The organism is Comamonas sp. 17RB, from assembly GCF_030056555.1.
Lineage (GTDB): Bacteria > Pseudomonadota > Gammaproteobacteria > Burkholderiales > Burkholderiaceae_C > Comamonas > Comamonas terrigena.
The window spans coordinates 97,572-121,278 of record NZ_JASHHY010000014.1; the positions used below are offsets into that span (position 1 = coordinate 97,572).

The 23,707-nt window shown below is 66.2% G+C and carries 23 protein-coding genes and 1 riboswitch; of the genes, 12 read left to right on the forward strand and 11 right to left on the reverse strand.

Annotated features, from left to right (window positions below; genetic code table 11):
* Positions 1-206: 206 nt before the first annotated feature.
* A complete protein-coding gene (locus tag QM470_RS21095) occupies positions 207-1,136 on the forward strand; it encodes a fumarylacetoacetate hydrolase family protein (RefSeq protein WP_283340627.1) in 930 nt (309 codons plus the stop codon).
* A gap of 42 nt (positions 1,137-1,178) precedes the next feature.
* Here the strand turns inward: QM470_RS21095 and QM470_RS21100 are convergent, their stop codons facing one another.
* The 3 genes from QM470_RS21100 to QM470_RS21110 all read right to left on the reverse strand — a co-directional run bounded on the left by QM470_RS21100 (position 1,179) and on the right by QM470_RS21110 (position 4,223).
* Complete coding sequence (locus QM470_RS21100; protein WP_283340628.1) at positions 1,179-2,153, reverse strand: Bug family tripartite tricarboxylate transporter substrate binding protein; 975 nt, start codon at positions 2,151-2,153, stop codon at positions 1,179-1,181.
* A gap of 104 nt (positions 2,154-2,257) precedes the next feature.
* Positions 2,258-3,160: a PPK2 family polyphosphate kinase gene (locus tag QM470_RS21105; RefSeq protein WP_283340629.1), complete on the reverse strand. Its 903-nt coding sequence runs from the start codon at positions 3,158-3,160 to the stop codon at positions 2,258-2,260.
* Positions 3,161-3,305: 145 nt separating this feature from the next.
* The gene (locus tag QM470_RS21110; protein ID WP_283340630.1) at positions 3,306-4,223 is read right to left on the reverse strand and encodes a LysR family transcriptional regulator; all 918 of its coding nucleotides are present in this window, start codon (positions 4,221-4,223) and stop codon (positions 3,306-3,308) included.
* A gap of 94 nt (positions 4,224-4,317) precedes the next feature.
* Here QM470_RS21110 and QM470_RS21115 point away from each other — a divergent pair, with 94 nt between their 5' ends.
* From QM470_RS21115 to metH, 3 genes are all read left to right on the forward strand, one after another.
* The gene (locus QM470_RS21115) at positions 4,318-4,839 is read left to right on the forward strand and encodes a PACE efflux transporter (protein ID WP_283340631.1); all 522 of its coding nucleotides are present in this window, start codon (positions 4,318-4,320) and stop codon (positions 4,837-4,839) included.
* Between the two features lie 226 nt (positions 4,840-5,065).
* The gene (locus QM470_RS21120) at positions 5,066-5,833 is read left to right on the forward strand and encodes a VIT1/CCC1 transporter family protein (RefSeq protein WP_283340632.1); all 768 of its coding nucleotides are present in this window, start codon (positions 5,066-5,068) and stop codon (positions 5,831-5,833) included.
* Between the two features lie 90 nt (positions 5,834-5,923).
* Positions 5,924-6,027: riboswitch (S-adenosyl-L-homocysteine riboswitch) on the forward strand.
* 35 nt (positions 6,028-6,062) lie between these two features.
* Positions 6,063-8,813, forward strand: coding sequence for a methionine synthase (metH, locus tag QM470_RS21125; RefSeq protein WP_283340633.1), 2,751 nt, complete (start codon positions 6,063-6,065; stop codon positions 8,811-8,813).
* 39 nt (positions 8,814-8,852) lie between these two features.
* Here the strand turns inward: metH and QM470_RS21130 are convergent, their stop codons facing one another.
* The 7 genes from QM470_RS21130 to QM470_RS21160 all read right to left on the reverse strand — a co-directional run bounded on the left by QM470_RS21130 (position 8,853) and on the right by QM470_RS21160 (position 14,737).
* Positions 8,853-9,695 (reverse strand): HNH endonuclease, encoded by an 843-nt coding sequence (locus QM470_RS21130; RefSeq protein WP_283340634.1) that lies wholly within the window; start codon positions 9,693-9,695, stop codon positions 8,853-8,855.
* A gap of 193 nt (positions 9,696-9,888) precedes the next feature.
* Positions 9,889-10,089 carry a hypothetical protein gene (locus QM470_RS21135; protein WP_066538664.1) on the reverse strand — a complete coding sequence of 67 codons (201 nt, stop codon included), beginning with the start codon at positions 10,087-10,089 and terminating at the stop codon, positions 9,889-9,891.
* Between the two features lie 216 nt (positions 10,090-10,305).
* Entirely contained in the window at positions 10,306-10,689 is a 384-nt protein-coding gene (locus QM470_RS21140; RefSeq protein ID WP_283340635.1) for a hypothetical protein, read from the reverse strand.
* Between the two features lie 348 nt (positions 10,690-11,037).
* Positions 11,038-11,721 carry an ankyrin repeat domain-containing protein gene (locus QM470_RS21145; protein ID WP_283340636.1) on the reverse strand — a complete coding sequence of 228 codons (684 nt, stop codon included), beginning with the start codon at positions 11,719-11,721 and terminating at the stop codon, positions 11,038-11,040.
* Positions 11,722-11,810: 89 nt separating this feature from the next.
* Positions 11,811-12,569, reverse strand: a complete 759-nt coding sequence (locus QM470_RS21150; RefSeq protein ID WP_283340637.1) for an SDR family NAD(P)-dependent oxidoreductase — start codon at positions 12,567-12,569, stop codon at positions 11,811-11,813.
* Positions 12,570-12,654: 85 nt separating this feature from the next.
* Positions 12,655-13,623 carry a tripartite tricarboxylate transporter substrate binding protein gene (locus QM470_RS21155; protein ID WP_283340638.1) on the reverse strand — a complete coding sequence of 323 codons (969 nt, stop codon included), beginning with the start codon at positions 13,621-13,623 and terminating at the stop codon, positions 12,655-12,657.
* A 196-nt stretch (positions 13,624-13,819) separates the two neighbouring features.
* Positions 13,820-14,737 carry a LysR family transcriptional regulator gene (locus tag QM470_RS21160; RefSeq protein ID WP_283340639.1) on the reverse strand — a complete coding sequence of 306 codons (918 nt, stop codon included), beginning with the start codon at positions 14,735-14,737 and terminating at the stop codon, positions 13,820-13,822.
* A gap of 77 nt (positions 14,738-14,814) precedes the next feature.
* On the opposite strand from QM470_RS21160, the gene QM470_RS21165 reads away from it, so the two are divergent.
* Both QM470_RS21165 and QM470_RS21170 read left to right on the forward strand, forming a co-directional pair.
* Positions 14,815-15,288 (forward strand): CidA/LrgA family protein, encoded by a 474-nt coding sequence (locus QM470_RS21165; RefSeq protein ID WP_283340640.1) that lies wholly within the window; start codon positions 14,815-14,817, stop codon positions 15,286-15,288.
* Between the two features lie 2 nt (positions 15,289-15,290).
* A complete protein-coding gene (locus QM470_RS21170; protein ID WP_280025142.1) occupies positions 15,291-15,986 on the forward strand; it encodes an LrgB family protein in 696 nt (231 codons plus the stop codon).
* Positions 15,987-16,172: 186 nt separating this feature from the next.
* Here the strand turns inward: QM470_RS21170 and scpC are convergent, their stop codons facing one another.
* The gene (gene scpC / locus QM470_RS21175; protein WP_283340641.1) at positions 16,173-17,741 is read right to left on the reverse strand and encodes a succinyl-CoA:acetate CoA-transferase ScpC; all 1,569 of its coding nucleotides are present in this window, start codon (positions 17,739-17,741) and stop codon (positions 16,173-16,175) included.
* Positions 17,742-18,125: 384 nt separating this feature from the next.
* On the opposite strand from scpC, the gene QM470_RS21180 reads away from it, so the two are divergent.
* From QM470_RS21180 to QM470_RS21205, 6 genes are all read left to right on the forward strand, one after another.
* Positions 18,126-19,115, forward strand: a complete 990-nt coding sequence (locus QM470_RS21180) for a YihY/virulence factor BrkB family protein (protein ID WP_283340642.1) — start codon at positions 18,126-18,128, stop codon at positions 19,113-19,115.
* A gap of 492 nt (positions 19,116-19,607) precedes the next feature.
* Positions 19,608-20,471 (forward strand): branched-chain amino acid ABC transporter permease, encoded by an 864-nt coding sequence (locus tag QM470_RS21185; RefSeq protein WP_283340643.1) that lies wholly within the window; start codon positions 19,608-19,610, stop codon positions 20,469-20,471.
* Positions 20,472-20,473: 2 nt separating this feature from the next.
* Positions 20,474-21,448 (forward strand): branched-chain amino acid ABC transporter permease, encoded by a 975-nt coding sequence (locus QM470_RS21190; RefSeq protein WP_192334608.1) that lies wholly within the window; start codon positions 20,474-20,476, stop codon positions 21,446-21,448.
* Positions 21,435-22,199 (forward strand): ABC transporter ATP-binding protein, encoded by a 765-nt coding sequence (locus QM470_RS21195; protein WP_283340644.1) that lies wholly within the window; start codon positions 21,435-21,437, stop codon positions 22,197-22,199. The genes QM470_RS21190 and QM470_RS21195 overlap by 14 nt, the downstream gene beginning before the upstream one ends.
* On the forward strand, positions 22,186-22,893 hold the full coding sequence (locus tag QM470_RS21200) for an ABC transporter ATP-binding protein (RefSeq protein ID WP_066538682.1): 708 nt from the start codon (positions 22,186-22,188) through the stop codon (positions 22,891-22,893). Before QM470_RS21195 ends, QM470_RS21200 begins: the two co-directional genes overlap by 14 nt.
* Before the next feature lie 100 nt (positions 22,894-22,993).
* Positions 22,994-23,707, forward strand: a 714-nt coding sequence (locus QM470_RS21205) for an ABC transporter substrate-binding protein (RefSeq protein WP_283340645.1), incomplete at its 3' end; no start/stop codon positions are given.

Sequence of the window (23,707 nt, forward strand, 5' to 3'; positions counted from 1 at the left end):
GCATGATCTTGGATCGGTGTCTAACTTTCGGACAAAGTGATTGCAACAGAAGCCTTCTGTCGCAGTGTTTGCCACGCGAAAGCCGTGCGCCAGCGCGGAAAACCCTTGCCGCCGTGCATGCCCTGACAGCGCCAAGGGTCACAGCGACGGCGGCGCAAAGCCTGCGGACCGCGCAGGCGGGCGCGGAATTTGCCATCATCGGCACCATGCCTGAAAAGAACGATTGCCAGGACAGCTGGTGCGCCAGCGGTCCTGCCCCCTTTGCCAACACCCCCCCCATCGGCCTGGCGCCCGCGCTGCAGGACCAGCAGGACGTGCTGCCGGACTGGAGCAAGCAGGCCCCCGACCTGCACGAAGACGCCTATGCCATGGCCGATGCGCTGTGGTGGTCGCGCAAGCTGGGCGCTTCCCAGGCCCTGGGGGCCGATGTCGCACCGCTGCTGCGCGGACCGGACGATGCCCGCGCCGTGCAGCGCGCACTGGCCCAGACCTATGGCTGGTGGCCTGCCGACCGTGCGCCGCGCTACTGGAAGAGCGGCGGCCCCGGCCGTGCCCAGTCGCTGGTGCATGCCCCCCTGCCGGAGCCGGGCGTGCTCAGCGGTCTGGCCGAAGCACCGCCGCCCGGACCTGTGTTCCAGCTGCGCGGCGCCGAAGCGGAAATTGCGCTGCGCATCGGCAGCGCGGTCTCGGCCGAACAGGCCGCTGCGCTGGACCACACCGGCGCGCTGGCGCTGGTGGATGCCTGGTGCGTGGCACTGGAGTGGGTGGACGTGCGCTGGCGCGATGGCCTGAAGGCCCCCGCGCTGGCCCAGCTGGCCGACGGCCAGTGCCACGGCGGCCTGCTGCTGGGCGACTGGCAGGGCATGGACGCGCTGCAGGGCCGGGACTGGAGTGCGCAGACCTGCGCCGTCACACTCAACGGCGCCGCGCCGCAGGTGTTTACCGGCACGCACAGCCTGGGCGATCCGGCCTGGCTGCTGCGCGACTGGCTGCAGCATGTGGCGCAGGCCTACGGCAGCGTGCCGGCCGGGACGGTGGTCACCACCGGCACCTGGTGCGGCTGCATGCAGCTGCAGGCCGGTGACCGTTTCCACGCCGAATTTGCCGGCCTGGGCACATTGGCCTGGCAGTTCTGACGCAGGCCGGCCGCCGCGCGGGCGGCAAGCCCTGCCGCGGCCTTACAGCGTGATGCGGGCCTTGCGGATGATGTCCGCATTGGCGCGGCTTTCCTGCTGCAGCAGGTTGCCAAATTCCGCCGGGCTCATCTGCAGGCCCACGTTGTCGGTGCTGCGCAGCGCTTCCTGGATGGCGGGCGTGGCCAGCTGGGCCTGGACCACGCTGCTCAGGCGCTGCACCACGTCGCTGGCGGTGCGCACCGGCGCCACAAAGCCGAACAGCGAGGTGATGTTGGCCGCCGCCAGGCCTTTTTCTGCCAGCGTTGGCACCTGGGGCTGGTTGGGGGCGCGCTGCGGGCCGGTCGTGGCCAGCACGCGCAGCTTGCCCTGGGTGATCAGGCCGTTGATGGTGCCGTAGGGGTTGCCGGTCATGATCTCGAAATGCCCGCCCACGGCGTCGTTCACCGTCTGGCCCACGCCCTTGTAGGGCACATGCACAAACTGTGCGCCGGTCTGGTGCTGGATCTGCTCCAGCATGATGTGACCCACCGAGCCCACACCGGAGGTGGCGAAGCGGATGGTGCCGGGCTGGGCCTTGGCCTGGGCGATCAGGTCTTCCCAGCTCTTGCCCTGGAAGGCCGGCGTGGCCAGCACATAGACCGGCGAATACATCATCGGCGCCACGGCCACCACGTCCTTGGCGGGATCGTAGGGCAGCTTCATCAGGTGGGGCGACAGCGTCAGCGGGCTGATGGCGGTCAGGGCCAGCGTATAGCCATCGGGCGCGGCCTTCAGCACCTCGGCCATGCCCACGGTGCCGCCGGCACCGCCCTTGTTCTCCACCACCATGGGCTGGCCCAGGGCCTGGGCCATCTGGTCGATCAGCCGGCGACCCACGCTGTCGGTGACGCCGCCGGCGGCATAGGGAATCACCACCCGGATGGGGCGGGCGGGCCAGGGGCTCTGGGCCCAGACGGGCAGGGCGGCCGCGGTGCAGAGAGCGGTGCTGCGGGACAGAAACAGGCGGCGGTCGATCATCGGTAGGGCTCCAGTATGGGAACGGTGTGACAAGGCATCCATGCTCGGTGCCGGGGCGCAGGGCGTCCATAGACGCTGTCCCTAGGCCCCGGGGGGGCACGCACTCAGACCACGGTGATTTTTTCCAGCGCCGGGTCCCCGGGCGGGTAGCGCAGATCCAGGTTGTGCAGCAGCTCGCGCAGCAGCGTGGCCACCATCAGGTTGCGGTGGGTCTTGGAGTCGGCCGGCACGATGGTCCACGGCGCCCACGGCGTGTGCGTGGCGGCCAGCAGGTGGGCATAGGCCTGCTGGTAGTCGGACCACTGGGCGCGCACCTGCAGGTCGTTCTGGTCGAACTTCCAGTGCTTGGCCGGATCGTCCAGGCGCTCCTGCAGGCGCAGGCGCTGCTCGTCCTGGCTGATGTGCAGCATGAACTTGACGACGAGGGTGCCGGTCTCGCTGAGCATGCGCTCGAAGTCGTTGATCTGCGCGTAGCGCTGCTGTTGCTGTTCGGGCGTGAGCCAGCCGTTGACCACGGGCACCAGCACGTCTTCATACTGGCTGCGGTTGAAGACCACCACCTCGCCCGCGCCCGGCACCTGCTGGTGGATGCGCCACAGATAGTCGTGGGCTTTCTCGGTCTCGGTGGGTGCTTTCCAGCCCACGGTGCGCACGCCCAGCGGCGACATCTGGCCGAACACGCCGCGCAGCGTGCCGTCCTTGCCGGCCGCATCCATGCCCTGCAGGATCACCAGCAGCTTGTAGCGCCGGTCGGCATAGAAGATGTTCTGCAGTGCGTCCAACTCCCCGGCCAGCTCCAGCACCCTGGCCTTGTCCTGCGCCTTGCCTTTACCGGTGGCAAACGGTTTTCCGGCCGGGTCGAAGTGCGACAGGTCCACAAAGCGCCCGGTGCTGCCGGCCTGCGGGCTGCCCGGCTGGCAGCTTTGCCAGCACTTGCGCAGCGCCGCATCGCGGCTGGTGAACGGGGAGGCGGGCGTGGAAGGGGGCGCGGCTTTCTTGGTGGCCATGGCAGGCGGCTCCTGGTGCGAAGGGAAATGCTGGCAAAACCGTAGCTGCTTGTGCCATCCACAAGCACTGTTGCAACTGTTGTGCCATAAATCCGCGGGCTGCGCCAGCCGGTACCTGCAGTGTTCAGTGTTCAGTGCCCGGTGCTCAGTGCGCGGGGCGTTCGCGCAGCATGTGCACAAAGCGCTGCGCGGCCAGGCCCAGGGGCCGCTCCTTGGACCAGACCCAGTCCACGAACAAGGTGGTGCCGTTGCTCAGGTTCTGCACGGGAATCTCCAGCAGCGTGCCGGCGGCAATGTGGGCCTCCACCAGGCCCTTGGGCAGCCAGCCCCAGGCCAGGCCGGTGCTGATCAGCGACAGCGCCGCCTGGTGGCTGTCGGTGCGCCACTGCTGGTGGGCAAACACAAAGCGCGGATCGGTCTGCTGCGGGTCGCGGCTGGCTACCAGCACCTGGCGCGTGGCGGCCAGCTGGTCCACGTTCAGCTGGGGGGCGGGGCCCCCGGGTGCCTGGGCGGCCAGTGCGGCGCGCCAGGGGGCGAACTGCGGGGCCATCACGGCCACCAGGGTTTCCTGGCCCATTTCCTGGAAGTCCTCGCGCCCGTCAATCGCCGGGCGCTCGAACACCAGGGCCAGCTGGGCGCGGCCGGCGTGCAGCAGCTCCAGTGCATCGTCCTGCGGCGCGGCCAGCACCTCCACCGTCAGTGCGGGGAATTCCTGCACCAGCGGCACCAGGCCATCGGCCCAGGCGGTGGACAGCAGCTCGGGCGCAATGGCAAAGGTCAGCCGCTCTTCCAGCCCCTGGTGCAGGGCCTGGGCCTGCTGGTTGAGCTGCTGCAGCTGAGCGGCCAGCAAACGCGCCTGCGGCTCCAGCGCACGGGCCGCGGCGGTGGGCCGGGGTTCGCGCCCGCTGCGGTCGAACAGCTGCAGGTCCAGCTCGGCCTCCAGCTGGGCAACGGCCATGCTGACGGCCGACGGCACGCGCCCCAGCCGGCGCGCGGCGGCGGAAAACGAGCCGCTGTCCAGCACGGCCAGAAACAGCGGGACCTGTTCGGGAGGAAAAGCCATGCCGGGCAATCTATCAGTAAATTTGAAAGAAGCTGACTTTCTTCTTCAGTTTTCAAAACATACACTGCGCAGCATGTCGAAACCCGTCTCTGCGATGGCATCCGCAAGTTCTCTCTCTGCCTCTTCCTCTGCTTCGTCTGTTTCTCCCGTAACCGCCACCCCTGTCCGTGCCACGGGCCTGCAAGGGGCCAAGCGCCGTGTGGTGTTTGTCGGCCTGTATGAGCTGATCGCCATCATCGTCTCCAGCCTGCTGTTCATGGCCACAGGCCAGGATTCGGGCGCCTCCGGGGTGATGGCCGTGGTGGCTTCCTCCATCGCCATCCTGTGGAACCTCACGTTCAACTGGCTGTTCGAGCGTTGGGAGCTGCGCCAGACCCAGAAGGGCCGCTCCCTGCTGCGCCGCATCGTGCATGCCGTGGGCTTTGAAGGCGGTATCGCCGCCATGCTGATCCCGCTGATGGCCTGGTGGTTCGAGATCTCGCTGTGGCAGGCCGTGGTGATGGAAGCCGGTCTGCTGGTGTTCTTCATGGTCTACACCTTTGTCTTCAACTGGTGCTTTGACCGCATCTTTGGCCTGCCGGCCTCGGCCCAGGCACAGCCGGTCGCCGCCAGCTGACGGTCTGTCCCCGCCGGGCGGCAGCCACCGCAACCGCTGTAACCGGCGCGGCACCCCTCCCAAAAAAATTTGAAAAGCCCGCTGCATCGCAGCGGGCTTTTTTGCGCCACGCGGTGCGTGCGCATTCCGGCATCCCTGTACCCCGGCAATCCGCGGCACGGCGCACAATGCTTGGCAGGTGCGGCGTCACCGTCCGGGTGAATGCCGTCTGTGCCAGGAGTTTGCCGTGCAGCCATCGCCTTCCTCGTCACCTTCGTCTTCTGCCGCAGGCCATGCCCCTGCCGGTGCGCCGCATGCGGTGCTGGACCGCAGCCATGGGGCGGCCCTGTCCAGCCGGCTGAACTGGCTGCGCGCGGCCGTGCTGGGCGCCAATGACGGCGTGCTGTCCACGGCCGGCCTGGTGCTGGGCGTGGCCGGGGCCAATGCCAGCTTCTCCGCCCTGCTGGCGGCCGGCGTGGCCGGGCTGGTGGCGGGCGCGCTGTCGATGGCGGCGGGCGAATACGTTTCCGTCAGCACCCAGCGCGACACCGAGAAAGCGGCCGTGCACCAGGAAAAGGCCGAGCTGGCGGCCCTGCCCGAGGCCGAGCTGCGCGAGCTGACCGCCATGCTCCAGCGCAAGGGCCTGCAGCACGCCACCGCCCACCAGGCCGCGCTGGAGATGACGCAGCACGACGCCCTGGCCGCCCATGCGGAGCTGGAGCTGGGCATACAGCCCGGCCAGTACACCAACCCCTGGCATGCGGCCTGGGCCTCGGCCCTGTCGTTTGCCATCGGGGCGCTGGTGCCGCTGCTGACCGTGCTGCTGTCCCCCGCAGACCGGGCCGTGCCCTGGACGGCCGTGGCGGTGCTGCTGGCGCTGGTGGCCACCGGCGTGGCATCGGCGCACCTGGGCGGCGCACCGCGCCTGCGGGCGGCCTTGCGCAATGTGGCGGGGGGCCTGCTGGCCATGGGCGTGACCTATGCGGTCGGCCGCCTGGTGGCCGGGCAGATATAGCCCCGCAGGGGAGCGTCCAGCGTGCGGCCGACCCGCCTTGCGGGCACACAACAGGCACGGAGGCGCTGCACGCCGTAAAATTGCAGGCTTCGCCCCAAGGAGCGCTGCAGCGGCCCGGTTGATGCCAACCCGCCCGTCAGGCTTGGGGCCCCGGCAGGCTGCGGCCCTGCCGCATGCAACGGCGCTCACCTGTTTTGTATCCCCAATTGTTTTCACACAGGTGAGTGCGATGTCTGCTGCTGTCCCCGTCTCTATTCCTCCCATGCGCCTGTCGGGCCTGGAGCCCGTGTTCATCGGCGAGGACACGCTGTTCGTCAACGTGGGCGAGCGCACCAACGTCACCGGCTCCAAGGCGTTTGCGCGCCTGATCCTGAACGAGCAGTACGAGGAAGCCCTGGCCGTGGCCCGCCAGCAGGTGGAAAACGGCGCCCAGGTGATCGACGTGAACATGGACGAGGCCATGCTGGACAGCAAGGCGGCCATGGTGCGGTTCCTGAACCTGATTGCGTCGGAACCCGACATCGCCAAAGTGCCGGTGATGGTGGACAGCTCCAAGTGGGAGGTGATCGAGGCCGGCCTGCGCTGCCTGCAGGGCAAGGGCATCGTCAATTCCATCTCCATGAAGGAAGGTGTCGAGGAGTTCAAGAAGCACGCCAAGCTGGTCAAGCGCTATGGCGCGGCCGCCGTGGTCATGGCCTTTGACGAAAAAGGCCAGGCCGACACCTACGAACGCAAGATCGAGATCTGCGAGCGCGCCTACCGCCTGCTGGTCGATGAGGTCGGCTTCCCACCCGAAGACATCATCTTCGACCCGAACATCTTTGCCGTGGCCACCGGCATTGAAGAGCACAACAACTACGGCGTCGATTTCATCGAAGCCACGCGCTGGATCAAGCAGAACCTGCCCGGTGCCAAGGTGTCCGGTGGCGTGTCCAACGTGTCGTTCTCGTTCCGCGGCAACGACCCGGTACGCGAAGCCATCCACACCGTGTTCCTGTACCACGCGATTGCGGCCGGCATGGACATGGGCATCGTCAACGCTGGCATGGTTGGCGTGTACGACGATCTGGAACCCCAGCTGCGCGAGCGCGTGGAAAATGTGGTGCTGAACCGCCGCCCCGATGCGGCCGAGCGTCTGCTGGAGATCGCCGACCAGGCCAAGGGCAACGCCAAGGACGACAGCAAGAAGCTGGAATGGCGCGGCACGGCCGAGCACCCCCGCACCGTCAGCGAACGCCTGTCGCACGCCCTGGTGCACGGCATCACCGACTTCATCACCGAAGACACGGAAGAGGCCTACCAGGCGATCGTGGTGCAGGGCGGCGGCCGCCCGCTGCACGTGATCGAAGGGCCGTTGATGGACGGCATGAACGTGGTGGGTGACCTGTTCGGCGCGGGCAAAATGTTCCTGCCCCAGGTCGTTAAGTCCGCCCGCGTGATGAAGCAGGCCGTGGCCCACCTGGTGCCCTACATCGAAGAGGAAAAGCGCCAGCAGGAAGCCGCCGGCCTGGATGTGTCGAGCAAGGGAAAGATCGTCATCGCCACCGTCAAGGGCGATGTGCACGACATCGGCAAGAACATCGTCACCGTGGTGCTCCAGTGCAACAACTTCGAAGTCATCAACATGGGCGTGATGGTGCCCTGCCATGAGATCCTGGCCCGTGCCAAGGCCGAGGGGGCGGACATCATCGGCCTGTCCGGCCTGATCACCCCTAGCCTGGAAGAGATGCAGTATGTCGCAGGCGAAATGCACAAGGACGACTACTTCCGCATCAAGAAGATTCCGCTGCTGATCGGCGGCGCGACCTGCTCGCGCGTGCACACGGCCGTGAAGATTGCGCCCAACTACGAAGGCCCGGTGGTCTATGTGCCCGATGCCTCGCGCTCGGTCAGCGTGGCGCAGAGCCTGCTGGGCGAAGGCAAGGATGCCTATGTCAGCGAGGTGATGGCCGACTACGACAAGGCCCGCAGCCAGCACGCCAACAAGAAGAAGACCCCGCTGTGGACGCTGGAGCAGGCCCGCGCCAATGCCACGCCGGTGGACTTTGCCCACCATGCTCCGGTGGTGCCCCGTGCGCTGGGGCGCAAGGTGTTCCAGAACTTCGATCTGGCCGAGATTGCCCGCTACATCGACTGGGGCCCGTTCTTCCAGACCTGGGACCTGGCCGGTCCCTATCCCGCCATCCTCGAGGACGAGGTCGTGGGCGAGCAGGCACGCCAGGTGCTGGCCGATGCCCAGGCCATGCTCAAGAAGATCATCGAAGGCCGCTGGCTGCAGGCCAATGGTGTGATGGGCCTGTTCCCAGCCAACCGGGTGGGCGACGACGTCGTGTTCTATACCGATGAGTCGCGCACCAAGGTGCTGAGCACCTGGTACGGCATGCGCCAGCAGACTGAAAAGCAGATCGTGGACGGCGTGATGCGCCCCAGCCGCTGCCTGGCCGACTTTGTGGCCACCAGGGACAGCGGCATTGCCGACTACGCCGGCATGTTCGCCGTCACCGCGGGCATCGGTGCGGAGAAGAAGGACCAGGAATTCGAAGCTGCGCTGGACGACTACAGCGGCATCATGTTCAAGGCCCTGGCCGATCGCCTGGCCGAAGCCTTTGCCGAGTGCCTGCACGAGCGCGTGCGCAAGGACCTGTGGGGCTATGCCGAAGACGAGCAGCTGAGCAACGAGCAACTGATCAAGGAACAGTACAAAGGCATCCGTCCCGCGCCGGGCTACCCCGCCTGCCCCGACCACACGGCCAAGACCGATCTGTTCAAGGTGCTGAACGCCCAGGAGATCGGCATGACCCTGACCGAAAGCCTGGCCATGTTCCCGGCCTCCAGCGTCAGCGGCTTCTACCTGGGTCACACCGACGCCACCTACTTCAACGTGGGCCAGATCGGTGAAGACCAGCTGGAAGACATGGCCCAGCGACGCGGCATCGACCTGGACGTGATGCGCCGGGCACTGGCACCGAACCTGGGCTGATTGCTTTGATTAAAAAAAGGCCGCATTAGCGGCCTTTTTTTATGTGCTTTCGTGTGTGGCCAACCAGTTCTGCAGTTGGATGTTAAACGTATCGGCGTCTTTGGCGTAATGTGCCCTGCGATGGCAATTGGGACACAGAGCAACGACCTTGTCGGGGTGATCAGGCCCGCCATCGGCCAAACGAAACACGTGATGGACTTCTAAAAATGGGCCTTTGCGTGTTTCAAATGGTGCGGGCTGTTGGCAGGCCTCGCAGTGACCTTGGGCGTGTGCAAGGGCATAGGCCTTAATCGCTTGCGCGCGGTTGCGCACCTGAATCAGTCGCTCGGCCACGGTTGCGGAAGCGGGCGCTGCGCGTAAGGCCTGCTGGCGCAGATTTTCCATAGCAGCAGGACGTTTGACATACAGCGGAGCGTTTTCTTGTACGTGGCGATGGTGCGGAGGCGCCGCGCTGGTCTCCGGCAGAAGCTCTAGGTGAAAGACAACAGCTTGGCGCAGTTGTCCTGTGCGGTCGGGTTTCTGCCCCCAGTGGTGGGCCATATACGCCATCTCTCCCGCGAAGCGCACAGAACCTTTGCTTGCTTTCGCGGGAGCTTCAAACAAAAGCAATGCTTTGCCTTGGTGGTGGTGATTGAGGATGGCTGCATTGCCTTTGGTCATCTGCATGTCACCGACTTGGCCCTCACCGGTGTACCAGTAAGTGCCGTCAGTTTGAAAGCCATCGGAGTAGCCAAATTCATCGCCAGCTTCACTGCTGAAGATAAAGACATAGGGCAGGTTGGCAGGCGTGGAGATACTACCGTATTGCTGGCCTTTGTACCGTGCATGGATATCTTGTCTGCGGTGGTAGAGCGCTCCGACGCGATAAGGGATCGCACTCATGGGCGGATTACTGGGCCCAAGACATTGCAGCAGATGAATTTTGAATGTTGCAGCACCGCTGCTTCCTCTCTTTGGTGAATGTTTCAGCTTAGGAGGCATTCAGAAAAGCGAGCAATGACTTCACAGGAACAAAAAAGCCAAGGCAATGCCTTGGCTTTTTGCTTGGGGACTGCGGTCTGTGGACCGCAGCCGATCAGGCCTTCTTGACCATGTGTTGCGGGCGCTTTTTGGCCTTGGCGTGCTTGGTGGCCTTGGCCTTGTGGGGCGTGGCGTGTGCCGACGTCTTCTTGGCGGCGGAGACCTGGGTGTGCTGGCTGGCCGTCAGCGGGCTGCTGTAGGCGGCAGGGGCCAGAAAGGCGGCGGCAAGGCCGAGGGCGAGCAAGGTGCTTTTCATCTGTTATCTCCAGGTTATTGAAAAGACGGACAAGAGTTCCGTGCCTATTCTGGGCCTGTGCCCCAGGGCCTGCAATCACTGGGAAATACGTATTTCAGGCCCGGGGATTCGCTCATCTGGCGTTCAGGTGGCGCTGCTAGCGTGGGCGCCTGCGGACCGGCCGTGGCTGCGCTGCGTAGGAAGGCAGCAAGGCGCGCCAAGGGCGCGCCGTGGGGCTCAGTAGGCGATCTCGATATTCGCCATGTCGTCGTGGTTGCCGGTGGTGCTTAGCAGCCGGCGGCCCTGGTCGTCGACCACGATGAAATGCGTGGGGTTCTGGGGGTCGCGCTTGGCGGTGACCTGGATTTCCTTCACCCGCTGGCCGCTGATGATCACGGCCTTGGACGTGGGGCGGTTGGGCGGAAAGATCAGGCAGGAATGGCCTGCCAGCTCCCCCTGGGCACAGGCTTCGGTGCCATAGAGCTTGGCGGGCTTGCCGCCGTAGGTGATGGGAGTTCCGGGAGGGAAGTGCAGGGTTTCGGGAAGCATGGCTTCGTCGAACAGGCAGCCGCCCAAGGCAAGGGTGGCCGCCAGCAGCAGGCCGCGGCGGATGGTGAGCATGTGGTTTTCCTCCCTGAGCGCAATCTTTTTTATGGCCGCGGACGCAGGGTGTCCCGGAATGAAAAACGTTTTTCAGGGACTACCGTTGGTCGGCGCAGGCGCGAGGGTAGCGTGCTCCGGCGCGGCGGTGGATTGAAAAAATCTTTGCATTCCGCCGGGCAGTTCGAAGATTCCCTCAGTGCGGTGCGTGAATGCGCCTTGCATGTGCGGCGACGTTGTACAAATTCTTCTGGTGAAAATGGCAGTTCACGCATGCTGTGTGCGTGTGGGTTGCTCTTGTCTTGATAGTTTTGGTGGTGGTGCACGCAGCACGCCCTGCGCCACGGCAGCCAGGGGCTGCGGGGCAGGTCAGCGCCCGCCTGCGGCGCGCAGCAGATCGGCGATGGCGGTGTAGCCGCGCTGCTGGGCATGCTGCAGCGGGCGCACGCCGTCGCCATCGGCCAGGTTGGGGTTGGCGCCAGCGGCCAGCAGCAGTTGCACGATCTGCTGGTGGCGGGGGCCGCCGTCGCTCAGCAAGATGGCTTCCAGCAGCGCCGTCCAGCCCAGGCGGTTGATGTGGTCCACCTCCACGCCGGCGGTGATCAGCGTACGCACGGCCTCCACATGGCCGCGCTCGGCAGCGGGAATCAAGGCGGTGCCGCCGTAGCGGTTGGTGCTGCGCAGGTCGGCGCCGTGGGACAGGGTGAGCTGCAGGATCTCAAGCAGCCCACGTGCGCCGGCGTACAGATAGGGGCTGTCCTGGATGGCGTCCTTGGCATTCACATCGGCCCCGGCGGCCACCAGCAGGCGCGCGGCTTCCACCTGGTTGGCATGGGTGGCGGCCAGCAAGGCGGTGCGGCCCGCGCCGTCGCGCCCATCCACGGGTACGCCCTGTTGCAGCTGCTGGCGCAGCACGGCGGTGTCACCGCGTGTGGCGGCTTCGTGCAAGGCAGTGGCAGACATGGCGTGCAGCAGTGGCAAGCCGCCCAGCCCGAACAGCAGCGCAGCGGTGCGGTACAGGGTGTGGCGGCGGGCGTGAAAGGATGGCGTCATGGCAGTGCAACACGGCAGCGGACACGGCTGCCCAGGGCCGCAGCATAGCCGGCGCAGCGTGGGCGCGGTGCACGCAGTGGCACACCGGATCAGGCCGCCAGATAGCCACCGTCCACATTCAGCACTGTGGCGGTGATGTAGCTGGCCAGCGGCGATGCCAGAAAGGCCACGGGCCCCGCGATCTCGGCGGGCTCGCCATAGCGCTTGAGCGGCACGCGGCGCAGGATGTATTCCACATGCCGGGGGTCCTTGCGGGTCTGCTCGGTCATGCCGGTCAGCATCACGCCGGGTGCCACCGCGTTCACGCGGATGCCCTGGGGGGCCAGTTCCAGTGCCATCACCTTGGTCAGCATCTCCACGGCCGCCTTGGAGGTGGAATAGGCGATGGACCCCGGCGAGGCGCGCGAGGCCGAGATGGAGCCCACGTTCACCACATTGCCGCCGCTGGCCGCCAGCAGGGCCTGGAAGGCCAGGATGGTGTGGCGTGCGCCGTCCAGGTTGATGTCCATGGTGCGGCGCCATTGCGCATCGCGGTCCGGGCTGTCGAAAGCGTGCTTGGGGCGGATGCCGGCGTTGTTCACCAGCACCAGGCGGTGACCGGCAGGCAGTGGCAGCGTCGCCGCTGCAGTCTGGCAGGCGGCGGCATCCGCCACATCCAGCGCCAGACTGGAAGCCACACCGCCACGGCTGCGGATGTCTGCGGCGGTGGCCGCCGCCGCCTCACCGTCGAGGTCGCTGACCACCAGATGGGCACCCATGGCCGCCAGACCCAGGGCCACGGCCTGGCCTATGCCCCGGCCGGCGCCGGTGATGAAAACAGTGTGCTGGGCCAGAAAGGCATCGTGCATGGGCGGAGGTGAAAAGCATTTTTCCAGAAAACGGCAGGGCCTGCGGCCCTGCCTGGGAGGGTGCGCAGCGCGGACGGCGGTGCACTCACCCCACGGTGGCGCCGCTGATGCGCACCACCTGCTGGTAGCGCGCCAGTTCCAATCGCATGAAGGCGCCGAAGGCATCCGGGGTGCTGGTGACGGTTTCCATCATCATGTCGCGGTACAAGGCCATCACTTCGGCGCTGTACAAGGCTTTCACCGCCTGGGCGTTCAGGCGTTGCACTACCTCCGTGGGCGTGCCGGCCGGAGCCACCAGCCCCCACCAGGTATCGATCTGGAAGCCTTTGAAGCGCTCGGCCACCGCCGGCAGGTCGGGCAGCAGTTCGCTGCGCTGGGCGGTGGTCACGGCCAGGGCCTTGAGCTTGCCGGCGCGGATGTTGGCCGCCGCGCTGGCCAGGTTGTCGAAGGAGCAGTCCACCTGGCCCGACAGCAAGGCCAGCTGGGACGGTGCACCGCCGTTGTAGGGCACGTGCACGATGTCCACCTGGGCCTCGCGCTTGAACATCTCGCCCGCCAGATGGCCGGCGCTGCCGTTGCCGCCGCTGGCATAGGTCAGCTTGCCGGATTCGCGCCGCGCAAAGTCCACAAAATCGCCCAGGCTGGCGATGCCGCGCTGCTGTGCCACCTCGGTATTCACCACCAGCACGTTGGGGATGCGCGTCATCTGGGTGATGGGCGCAAAGTCCTTGATCGGGTCGTAGGCCAGGTTGGCAAACAGCCAGGGGTTGATGGCGTTGGTGGCCACGGCGGCAATGCCCAGGGTCAGGCCGTCGGCCGGTGCGCGCGCCACGGCCGCCATGCCGATGCCCCCGCCGCCGCCCGGGCGGTTCTCGATGATGACGGTGCCCAGCTCGGCCTCCAGCATGGTGACCATGCGGCGCACGCTCAGGTCGATGGCGCCGCCAGCGGCATAGGGCACGACGATGCGCACGGGCTTGCCAGCCGCCCGGGCGGGCAGCGTGGGAATGGCACAGGAGGCCGCAGCAGCGGCAAGAAAATGTCGGCGTTGCATATGTCTCGGTGTCGTTGTGGTGAAGCGCCCTGCCGCGGCGGGGCTGCCCGATTACACCAGCAATGCCCGGCGCAGGGTGGCACCTGCGCTGGGACCGGCATCGGCATCGGTATGAGCGAGGCGCAGCAGAGTTGGGACGTCGCACCACTGCATGGCTTGCTGGCTGCCCCGGCAGGCGCTCCGGGCATCCGGGTGGCTACGACTGCGGAAGCGGTGGCTGGTCCGCCCCGTGCAGGGGGCGGGGATAGACGGCCCGCACGCAGTCCAGCCAGGCCCGCGCGGCGCGGGACAGGTAGCCGGGCCGCCACATCAGGGCCACATCCCAGGTGATCGCCGGCTCGGTCAGCGGACGGCTGGCTACGCGCCGGGGGTCATAGCGGGCGATGACATGCTCGAACATCACGGCCACGCCCACGTCCGCGGCCACCAGATGGCCGATGAAGTCCCAGTAGCGCGTCTGCACCTTGACCTGGGGCGAAAAGCCTGCCGCCTCGCACTGCTGCAGCACATGCTCGTGCAGCGCAAAGTCCGAGGTGTAGAGCACAAAGGGCAGGTCGCGCAGATCCTGCCAGCGCAGCGGCCGGTCGGGATCGCCCACACGGTGCACGGGCAGCACCACGCGGGTTTTCTGCTGCGCCACGGTGTAGCGTTCCAGCGCCGGATCGGGGGCCGAGAACAAGCCCAGCGCCATGTCCAGCTTGCCCTCCTGGATCAGCTGGTACTGGGCGCGTGCCCCCTGTTCGTTGACCTGCAGGTGCACGCCCGGAAAGCGCTGCTGGAACAGCGCAATCACCGGCGCCATGTAGTGGCCGGTGGTGGGCATGATGCCCACGCTCAACTCGCCGCGTGTGATGTTGTCCACCTCGGCCACCTGCTGGCGCAGCAGCCGGGCCTGGTCCAGCATCTCCTGCCCCCGGTCATAGACCACCTGGCCGGCATCGGTCAGCTGCACCCCGCGGCCCTCGCGCAGCAGCAGCGGTCCACCCAGCTCGTCCTCCAGCGCCTTGACCATCTTGCTGATGGTGGGCTGGGTCACATGCAGGGTGTCGGCCGCGCGGGTGAAACCGTTCTGGCGCACCACCTCGATGAAGTAGCGCAGGGCACGCAGGTCCATGGGGATTCCTTTAAAGCATGGCTTTTATGGAAATTATTCATTTTACGAATACAGGGGTAAACCCTAGACTTTGTCCCATGTCAAGAATTCCGACCCTGCTTGCGCGGCCCCTCACTCTCCGTGCGGCACAGTCCGTCTGGCCGCTGGCCAGAGTGGTGGTGCAGGTGGGCATGCTCAGTGCGATCTGGGCGGCCATGGAAGGCATGCGCCAGCACTTTGGCTGGAGCATGCCGGCCGGGCTGATCGGCTTCGGCCTGCTGGCCGTGGGCCTGTTCACGGGGCTGGTCAAGGCCCAGTGGCTGCAGGCCGGCACCAACTGGCTGATGGCCGAGATGCTGCTGTTCTTTGTCCCCGCCATGCTGGTGGTGACCGAGTACCCCGACCTGATCCGCCACCAGGGCCTGCGCATCCTGGCGGTGATCGTGATCAGCACCGCCTGCGTGATGGCGGTGACGGCCCTGGCCGTGGACCGGGTCTACCGCCTGGAGCTGTGGCTGGCGCGCCGCAAATCCACGGCCCGTGCGCGCCGTGCGGTGCGGGGGGAGGTGTGAACATGCTCTCGAACGAGGTGATCGGCCTGCTGTCCTTTGCCGCCACCGTGGCGTGCTACGCGGTGAACAAGCGCCTGTACGGCCGCCACCCGCATGTGCTGTTGATGCCCATCATCGCCACGCCCGTGGTGCTGGTCACGCTGGCCCTGCTCACGCAGGTGCGCTTTCCCCAGTACTACGCCCAGACGCACTGGCTGGTCTGGCTGTTGGGGCCCACCACCGTGGCTTTTGCGCTGCCGCTGCATGCCCACCGGGACCTGCTGCGCAAGCACTGGATGTCGATTGCCACCGGCGTGCTGGCGGCCACCGTGGTGTCCATTGGCACCTCGGTGACCTTTGCCCAGTGGTTCGGTCTGCCCGAGGAACTGGAAAAAGGCCTGGCCGTGCGTTCCATCACCACGCCATTCGCCATCGAGGCTGAGAAGGTGCTGGGCGGCCCCACCGATCTGGCCGCGCTGTTTGTGCTGCTGACCGGCGTCAGCGCCATGCTGCTGGGCCAGACCGTGCTGCGCCTGCTGCCCCGCATCCGCAGCAAGCTGGCCACCGGTGCCTGCTGGGGCGGTGCGGCCCACGGCAGCGGTGTGGCGCGCGCCCGCCAGGCCGGCGAGGTGCAGGCGGTGATGGCATCGCTGGTGATGCTGATTGCCGGAGCCGTGAACGTGCTGGCGGCGCCCTTCATCAAGACGCTGCTGTTCTGACCGGGCGGCCGGGTGTGCGGGAGGACCGCGTGCACCCGGCCTTCAAAAAAGCCCAAAATTCCCCAACCCCCTCCAAAAAAACAAAAAAAGGCGCTGCGATGCAGCGCCTTGGGGGCTGGTGCGGGCGGTGTTGGTGCAGCCCGTGTGTCGTTCCCGTGCCACCCGCCCACGATCCGTGCCGGGAGCCTATGCCGCCCGCACGCAGGGGACGGGTGTGGCCGCGTGCATGCTGCCGGTCTTCAGATAGCGCTGGTGCCAGGCGTAGGCCTCTTCCAGCAGGTGGGGCGTGTGCTTGCCTGGGGCATCGCGCAGCGCGCGCTCCAGGTAGTTGGTCATCTCCTCCCGGTAGTCCGGGTGCACGCACTGCGCAATGATCAGCCGCGCGCGCTGCACCGGTGCCAGACCGCGCAGATCGGCCAGGCCCTGTTCGGTGACGATGACCTGCACATCGTGCTCGGTGTGGTCCACATGGGACACCATGGGCACGATGCAGCTGATGTTCCCGCCCTTGGCCATGGACGGTGTCATGAAGATGGACAGGTAGGCGTTGCGCGCAAAGTCGCCGCTGCCGCCGATGCCGTTCATGATCGACGAGCCCATCACGTGCGTGCTGTTGACGTTGCCGTACATATCGGCCTCGATCAGCGCGTTCATGGAGATCAGGCCCATGCGGCGGATCAGCTCCGGGTGGTTGGAGATCTCCTGCGGGCGCAGGATCACCCGCGAGCGATAGCGGTCGATGTCGGCCAGAAAGCGTTCCATGGCCGCCGGACTGAGCGCCAGCGAGGTGGTGGACGCCGTCGCCAGCTTGCCCGATTCCAGCATGTCCAGCATGCCGTCCTGCAGCACTTCGGTGTATGCGTGCAGCTGCTCGAACGGGCCGTGGTTGAGACCGGCCAGCACGGCGTTGGCGATGTTGCCCACGCCGGACTGCAGGGGCAGCAGCTCGGGCGGCAGGCGGCCCACTTTCACCTCGTGCTGCAGGAAGTCGATGATGTGCTGGGCGATGCGCTGTGAATCGGCATCGGGCGCCGTGAAGCCGGCCAGCTTGTCACGCTGCTGCGTGGGCACCACAGCGATCACCTTGTCCAGATCGCAGTGCAGGTAGGGGTCGCCAATGCGGTCGTACGGATGCACCATGGGAATGGGCTTGCGCAGGGGCGGCACGGCCGCGCCGTAGTAGATGTCGTGCATGCCTTCCAGCGCGGCGGGCTGGGCGCTGTTGACTTCCAGAATGATCTTGTCGGCCTGCTCCAGCCAGGTCTTGTTGTTGCCCACCGACGTCGACGGAATCAGGCGCCCGTCGGGCAGGATGCCGGCCACCTCGACCACCGCCACATCCAGGTGGCCAAGGAAACCGAACCACACATACTGCGCCACATGCGAGAGGTGGATGTCCACGTACTGCATGCGCCCTTCATTGATTTCCTTGCGCACCGTGGGATCGGATTGGTAGGGCAGGCGGCGTTCGATGCCGTGCACCTTGGCCAATGCGCCGTCCAGTTCGGCCGAGGTCGAGGCGCCGGTCCACAGGCTGATGCGGAACTGGCCGCCGTGGGCATTCTGTTCCTCGATGCGGCGGGCCAGCGCCTGGGGCACGGCCTTGGGGGCGCCCGCCGGGGTGAAGCCGCTCATGCCCAGCGTCATGCCGGACTGGATCAGGCTGGCGGCCTGGTCGGCCGTCATGATGCGTTCGCGCAATGCGGGGCACAACACGCGGTCCGCAGGGGATGCGTGGGTGAAGGTGGTGTGCATGGGCTTGTCTCTTCCATGGCACTGTCACTGCGGCAGTGCTTCTGTGGTTTTTTCGGGTTGCACCTTAAGTGCTAACCCGCAGTGTTCCACACCGCCCGGACCGCACGCCAGCGTAGTTGACAAGGGGAAACCCTGATGATTTTTTCAGCAAACGGTAGATGTAATCCAGGCGACATTTCGCGTCACAGGTACCGTGGCGGCGCCTGCCGCAGGCCATCGCCCGTGGCCGCGACCGTGGGTTGGGGCGGCCTGCGCTGCCACCGCCGCGCCTGGCACATGACCCCCGGCATCCATGCGCCAGGCCGCCCGATGGCGGTGCTGCCGTGGCGCCCACGGCCTGGTGGAGGCTGGCGGTACAGCGCCTGTGCCGCCACAATGGGCCGCATGGCTTTCGACCTCACCCTTTGGAAGCACCGGGCCACACGCCTGCTGCGCCCCGTACAGCCCGTGATCGATTCGGTACAGCTGTGGCTGCAGGCCGATGGATTGCGCATGAGTGCCGCGCTGTCGTTCTACGGCATGCTCAGCCTGTCGCCGCTGTTGCTGCTGATCGTGGCGCTGCTGGGCTGGTGGCTAGACCGGTCGGTGATCGAAAGCGAGCTGCTGGACCAGGCCAGCGCGGTGATGGGCGACCAGGGCGCTTCGGTGCTCAAAGCCGCCATGGCCAGTGCCCAGACCAAGAAGGAAGGCCTGCTGGCATCGGCGCTGAGTCTGGTGCTGCTGGCCTCGGGCGCCACCGGGGTGTTTGCGGAACTGCAGAACTCGCTGCGCAAGCTGTGGGTGGTGGGCCGCGATGTGCCGCCCGAGCCCGCCAAGCCCTGGTGGAGCATGGCCACCATCCGCCTGCGCGGCCTGGGCTATGTGGTCGTGCTGGGGCTGATGCTGCTGGTGTCCATGGTGCTGTCCACCGGGCTCAAGCTGGCGTCGGACTGGGCCGGCACGGTGCTGCCGATTGCACCGCTGGGCCAGGTGATGCTGGTGGTCAACGAGCTGGTGTCGTTCGGCGTGTCCGTGGCGCTGTTCTGGGGCGTGATGCGCTTGGGCAGCGGGCCCAAGCCCCCCACGCGCTACCTGGTGTTCGGCGCCATGGTGGGCGCGGCGCTGTTCACCGTGGGCAAGCAGGCATTTGCCTGGTACCTGTCCACTGCTGCCGTGGTGTCGGCCTATGGCGCGGCCGGTTCGCTGGTGGTGCTGCTGATGTGGATCTACTTCACCTCGGCCATCCTGCTGTACGCAGCTGCCTGTGCGCGGGCTTTCGGTGCCACCCAGCCGCCGGTGTTTGGCATGCCGCGCAACTGGCAGGACCCGTTGGCGGTCGCGCAGCCGCCCGCAGCCGCCGCGCCGCAACCGGCGTACGGCGGGCTGCAGCACTAGCGCGCACCTTCCGCGCAGAACGCTGCGCCACCACGCCCCGCAAGGTGTGGCCCCGGTGCGCAGCACCGCTGCCGGCGTGCCGGTGGCAGCGGCCAAAGGCTTTGGCCTGTGCAGGCCGTTGTCGATGCACTGCAGTGCCTGCGCACAGGGGTGGAGGCGCCGATCGTCTGCTGTGCACAGCGCTTTCCAATACGCATGTAGCAAACCGTTTCCGAGGCCTCAGGGTTGTCCCTGGGAACGCGGAAATTGCGGTGGCACAGCTGTCATCTGCGTTACCCAAAACGGTTGGGGTTTGCCCTTGTGGTTCTGCATTGCAGAACACCCCTCTTGTTTGCAGCCCCTGGCTTGTTGAGCATGGAGACAGCGCGAGGCCCGTGCTGCATGGCAGCAGGGCCTGGTGATCCAGACTCAACAAGGAGCGAGACATGCGTGGTGACACATGGCGCGCCGCTGCCGGGCAACCGGATGGCGGCCGATGGAGGAGGTTCTGAGATGGACGTCTTCCTGCAGCAAGTACTCAACGGCCTGACGCTGGGCGGCATCTACGGCCTGGTGGCCCTGGGGCTGACGCTGGTGTACGGCATTTTGCATGTGCCCAATTTCGCGCACGGCGGTTTCTACATGATCGGTGCCTTTGTGGCACTGCACGCCATGGTGGCCTGGAGCTGGGGCTACTGGTCGGCCATGGTGATGGCGGCGGTGACGGTGGCGGTGCTGGGCATCGTCAGCGAACGGCTGGTGTTCCACCCGTTGCGCAAGGCTTCGCCGCTGCACCCCAAGATCGCTTCCATCGGCCTGTTGCTGTTCCTGGAAGCGGGTGCGCAGGCCCTGTGGGGCGCGGACTTCCAGCGCCTGCCCACGCCCTACACCAGCGTGATCGAACTGGGCGGTCTGACGGCCCCGGCCCAGCGCCTGCTGATCATTGCCGCGGCGTTTGCGCTGATGGTGGCGCTGCACCTGTTCCTGACGCGCACCACCACCGGCTCCACCATCATTGCCATGGCGCAGAACCGCGAAGGCGCGTCGCTGGTGGGTATCGATGCCAACCGCGTGGCGATGATGACGTTTGCCATCTCCGGTGCGCTGGCCGCCGTGGCGGCCACGCTGTATGCGCCCATCAACCTGGTCTATCCGGCCATGGGGCAGCTGGTCATCACCAAGGCCTTTGTGATCATCATCCTGGGGGGCATGGGCAGCATCCCGGGGGCGGTGCTGGGCGGGCTGATCATCGGCTTCGCCGAGAGTTTCGGGGCCTACTACATCTCCACCGACTACAAGGACATCATCGCCTTCGCGCTGTTGGTGATCATCCTGTCGCTGCGCCCGCAGGGCCTGTTTGCCAAGAGAGGGCACTGAGCATGAGCGGATTGTTTGACAGCAAACTGGCCTGGGGCGCCTTGCTGCTGCTGGCCATTGCCTTTCCCTGGATCGCCGGCAACGACTACTTCCTGACGGTGATGAGCACGGCCTACATCTTTGCCATCGCCACCCTGGGGCTGAACCTGATCACCGGCTACACCGGCCAGCTGAACCTGGCGCATGCCGGCTTCATGGCGGTGGGTGCGTACACCGTGGGCATTCTGACTGTGGACCACGGCTGGACGTTCTGGGCCTCGCTGCTGATGTCCGGCGTGGTGTGCGTGGCGCTGGGCTATGTGATCGGCATCATCTCGCTGCGCCTCAAAGGCCATTACTTCTCGATCTTCACGCTGTGCGTGGGCTACATCATGTTCCTGGTGATCGAGAAGTGGGAAGGCCTGACCCACGGCACGGTGGGCATCATGGGCATCCCCGAGCCCGAGGCCATTGGCGCGCTGACGTTCGACACGCCGCTGAGCCTGTACTACTTCGTGCTGTGCTTTCTGGTGCTGCTGGTGTGGGTGAAGCGCCGCATCGTCAAGTCGCTGCTGGGGCGCACCTTCATCGCCATCCGCAACAGCGACGAGCTGGCCGAGGCGCTGGGCATCAACCTGATGCGCAACAAGGTGCTGGCCTTCATGCTGAGCGTGTTCTATGCCGGCATTGCAGGGGGCCTGTACGCCGGCTTCGTGCGCTTCATCGGCCCCGACATGGCCGCGGTGCACCACACCTTCGACATGATGATCTTTGCCATGGTGGGCGGCATGGGCACGGTGCTGGGCCCGCTGCTGGGCGCCATCGGCATGCCGTGGATCACCCAGTACCTGCAGTTCCTGCAGGAGTTCCGTTTCATCGTGTTCGGCCCCATCCTGGTGGCGCTGGTGATTTTCATGCCCTACGGTGTGGTGGGCAGTTTCATGGCCTGGCGCACACGCCGTGCCACCAAGGAAGGGAAGGCACATGCTGCAGATTGAACACCTGACCAAGAAGTTCGGTGGGCTGGCCGCGGTCAACGACGTCACCACCACCATCGAGCAAGGCAAGATCAACGCCATCATCGGGCCCAACGGCGCAGGCAAGACCACGTTCTTCAACCTGATCAGCTCCATGCACAAGCCCACCAGCGGCACCATCACCTTCGACGGGCAGGACGTGACTTCGCTGCGCCCGGACCAGGTGGCCCGGCTGGGCGTGGCGCGCACCTTCCAGACCACGGCGCTGTTCGACCGCGCCACGGTGCTGGACAACCTGATCGTGGGCCACCGCCTGCGCACGCAGTCCGGTTTGTGGGATGTGCTGCGCGGCTCCAGCCGCCTGCGCGAGGAAGAGCGCGTGTGCCGCGAGAAGGCGCGCGAGGCGCTGGATTTTGTGGGCCTGTCCCCCATCGCCAACCGCGTGGCGGGCGACATCTCGCAGGAAGAGCGCAAGCGCGTGGCGTTTGCGCTGGCGCTGGCCACCGACCCCAAGCTGATGCTGCTCGATGAACCTGCCGGCGGCGTGAACCCGGAGGAAACCGAAGGCCTGGCCGAGCTGATCCGCAAGATCGTGCGCCATGGCATCACGGTGGCGCTGATCGAACACAAGATGGGCATGATCATGAGCCTGGCCGACAAGATCCTGGTGCTGAGCTACGGCGAAAAGATCGCCGAAGGCACACCCGAAGAGATCCGCCGCAACCCTGCGGTGATCGATGCCTACCTGGGGAGCGAGCATGTTGAAATTTGAGAACGTCTCGCTGAAATACGGCAGCTTTCTGGCGCTGGACCAGGTTAGCCTGCATGCGGACAAAGGGGAGCTGGTGGTGCTGCTGGGCGCCAATGGCGCAGGCAAGAGTTCGCTGTTCCTCACGGCCAGCGGCATCCACAAGGCCGCCGGCGGCTCCATCACCTGGGAAGGCCAGGAACTGGTGGGGCAGAAGCCCTCGGCCATCGTGCAAGGCGGTCTGGTGCAGTGCCCCGAAGGGCGCAAGCTGTTCCCGCAGATGACGGTGCAGAAGAACCTGGAGCTGGGCGCCTATGTGCACCGCCGCGATCCGGGGCCCAGCCGCCAGACGCTGGAGGAAGTGCTGGAGCTGTTCCCCATCCTGCGCCAGAAGAAGGACGATCCGGCCGGCTCGCTGTCCGGCGGCCAGCAGCAGATGGTGGCCATCGGTCGCGCCATGATGGGGCGGCCCAAGGTGCTGCTGCTGGACGAGCCCTCACTGGGTCTGGCGCCCCTGGTCATCAAGCAGATGTTCGAAGTCATCCAGCGCATCAACCAGGCGGGCACCACGGTGCTGCTGGCCGAGCAGAACGCCTATGCCGCGCTGAAGATTGCCCACCGCGCCTATGTGCTGGAGAACGGCCGCATCGTGCGCGAAGGCAAGCCGGCCGAGCTGCTGGCGGATGACTCCATCCGCAAGGCGTACATCGGAGCCTGACACCCCGCAAAGCATCCAACGCAGCGTGAAGGGGCAGTACTGCCTCTTCCGCGCCGCCACCGATTTTTGGCACGCGAAACCCATACACAAGGAGACAACCATGCGCGCATTTCCCCAATTCACCCGCCGCCAGCTGACGGGCCTGGCCCTGGCCTGCGCGGCCGTGGCCGCCGGTCCTGCGATGGCCCAGGAAGTGGTCAAGATCGGCTACTCCGGCCCGCTGTCGGGCGGCGCCGCGCAGTACGGCAAGAACGCGCTGGACGGCATGCAGATGGCCGTGGCCGAGATCAATGCGGCCAACCCCGAAATCGCCGGCAAGAAGGTCAAGTACGAGATCGTTCCGCTGGACGACAAGTACAACCCATCTGAGACCGCCATCAACGCCCAGCGCCTGGTGCAGCAGCACAAGACGGCGGCCATTTTGGTGCCGCATTCGGGCGGCATCTACGCGCTGCAGACCACCAACGAGCGCAGCAACTTCATCGTGCTGGCCTACAGCTCGGTGCCGCAGATTACGGCGCGCGGCAACAAGCTGACGCTGCGCATCCCGCCCGAGTTCACCAGCTACATCGACCCCTTCTCGAAGTACGTGATGAACCGCTTTGGCAAGAAGGTGGCCATGGTCGGTGCCGACCATGATTACGCCAAGGCCTGGGCGGCGGCGTTCAAGCCCGGCTGGGAGAAATTGGGCGGCACCGTGGTGGCCGAGAACCCCATGAGCTACAACCGCGCCACCGACTTCTACAGCGGCGTGAGCAAGGCGCTGGCGGCCAAGCCCGATGTGCTGTTCGTGGGCGGTGCCTCCGAGCCCACG

What these genes read in the sequence shown, in the direction of transcription:
- QM470_RS21095 (WP_283340627.1), top strand. Translation starts at nt 207, where the DNA reads ATGCCTGAAAAGAACGATTGCCAGGACAGCTGGTGCGCCAGCGGTCCT.
- QM470_RS21100 (WP_283340628.1), bottom strand. Translation starts at nt 2,153, where the DNA reads ATGATCGACCGCCGCCTGTTTCTGTCCCGCAGCACCGCTCTCTGCACC.
- QM470_RS21105 (WP_283340629.1), bottom strand. Translation starts at nt 3,160, where the DNA reads ATGGCCACCAAGAAAGCCGCGCCCCCTTCCACGCCCGCCTCCCCGTTC.
- QM470_RS21110 (WP_283340630.1), bottom strand. Translation starts at nt 4,223, where the DNA reads ATGGCTTTTCCTCCCGAACAGGTCCCGCTGTTTCTGGCCGTGCTGGAC.
- QM470_RS21115 (WP_283340631.1), top strand. Translation starts at nt 4,318, where the DNA reads ATGGCATCCGCAAGTTCTCTCTCTGCCTCTTCCTCTGCTTCGTCTGTT.
- metH (WP_283340633.1), top strand. Translation starts at nt 6,063, where the DNA reads ATGTCTGCTGCTGTCCCCGTCTCTATTCCTCCCATGCGCCTGTCGGGC.
- QM470_RS21130 (WP_283340634.1), bottom strand. Translation starts at nt 9,695, where the DNA reads ATGAGTGCGATCCCTTATCGCGTCGGAGCGCTCTACCACCGCAGACAA.
- QM470_RS21135 (WP_066538664.1), bottom strand. Translation starts at nt 10,089, where the DNA reads ATGAAAAGCACCTTGCTCGCCCTCGGCCTTGCCGCCGCCTTTCTGGCC.
- QM470_RS21140 (WP_283340635.1), bottom strand. Translation starts at nt 10,689, where the DNA reads ATGCTCACCATCCGCCGCGGCCTGCTGCTGGCGGCCACCCTTGCCTTG.
- QM470_RS21145 (WP_283340636.1), bottom strand. Translation starts at nt 11,721, where the DNA reads ATGACGCCATCCTTTCACGCCCGCCGCCACACCCTGTACCGCACCGCT.
- QM470_RS21150 (WP_283340637.1), bottom strand. Translation starts at nt 12,569, where the DNA reads ATGCACGATGCCTTTCTGGCCCAGCACACTGTTTTCATCACCGGCGCC.
- QM470_RS21155 (WP_283340638.1), bottom strand. Translation starts at nt 13,623, where the DNA reads ATGCAACGCCGACATTTTCTTGCCGCTGCTGCGGCCTCCTGTGCCATT.
- QM470_RS21160 (WP_283340639.1), bottom strand. Translation starts at nt 14,737, where the DNA reads ATGGACCTGCGTGCCCTGCGCTACTTCATCGAGGTGGTGCGCCAGAAC.
- QM470_RS21165 (WP_283340640.1), top strand. Translation starts at nt 14,815, where the DNA reads ATGTCAAGAATTCCGACCCTGCTTGCGCGGCCCCTCACTCTCCGTGCG.
- QM470_RS21170 (WP_280025142.1), top strand. Translation starts at nt 15,291, where the DNA reads ATGCTCTCGAACGAGGTGATCGGCCTGCTGTCCTTTGCCGCCACCGTG.
- scpC (WP_283340641.1), bottom strand. Translation starts at nt 17,741, where the DNA reads ATGCACACCACCTTCACCCACGCATCCCCTGCGGACCGCGTGTTGTGC.
- QM470_RS21180 (WP_283340642.1), top strand. Translation starts at nt 18,126, where the DNA reads ATGGCTTTCGACCTCACCCTTTGGAAGCACCGGGCCACACGCCTGCTG.
- QM470_RS21185 (WP_283340643.1), top strand. Translation starts at nt 19,608, where the DNA reads ATGGACGTCTTCCTGCAGCAAGTACTCAACGGCCTGACGCTGGGCGGC.
- QM470_RS21190 (WP_192334608.1), top strand. Translation starts at nt 20,474, where the DNA reads ATGAGCGGATTGTTTGACAGCAAACTGGCCTGGGGCGCCTTGCTGCTG.
- QM470_RS21195 (WP_283340644.1), top strand. Translation starts at nt 21,435, where the DNA reads ATGCTGCAGATTGAACACCTGACCAAGAAGTTCGGTGGGCTGGCCGCG.
- QM470_RS21200 (WP_066538682.1), top strand. Translation starts at nt 22,186, where the DNA reads ATGTTGAAATTTGAGAACGTCTCGCTGAAATACGGCAGCTTTCTGGCG.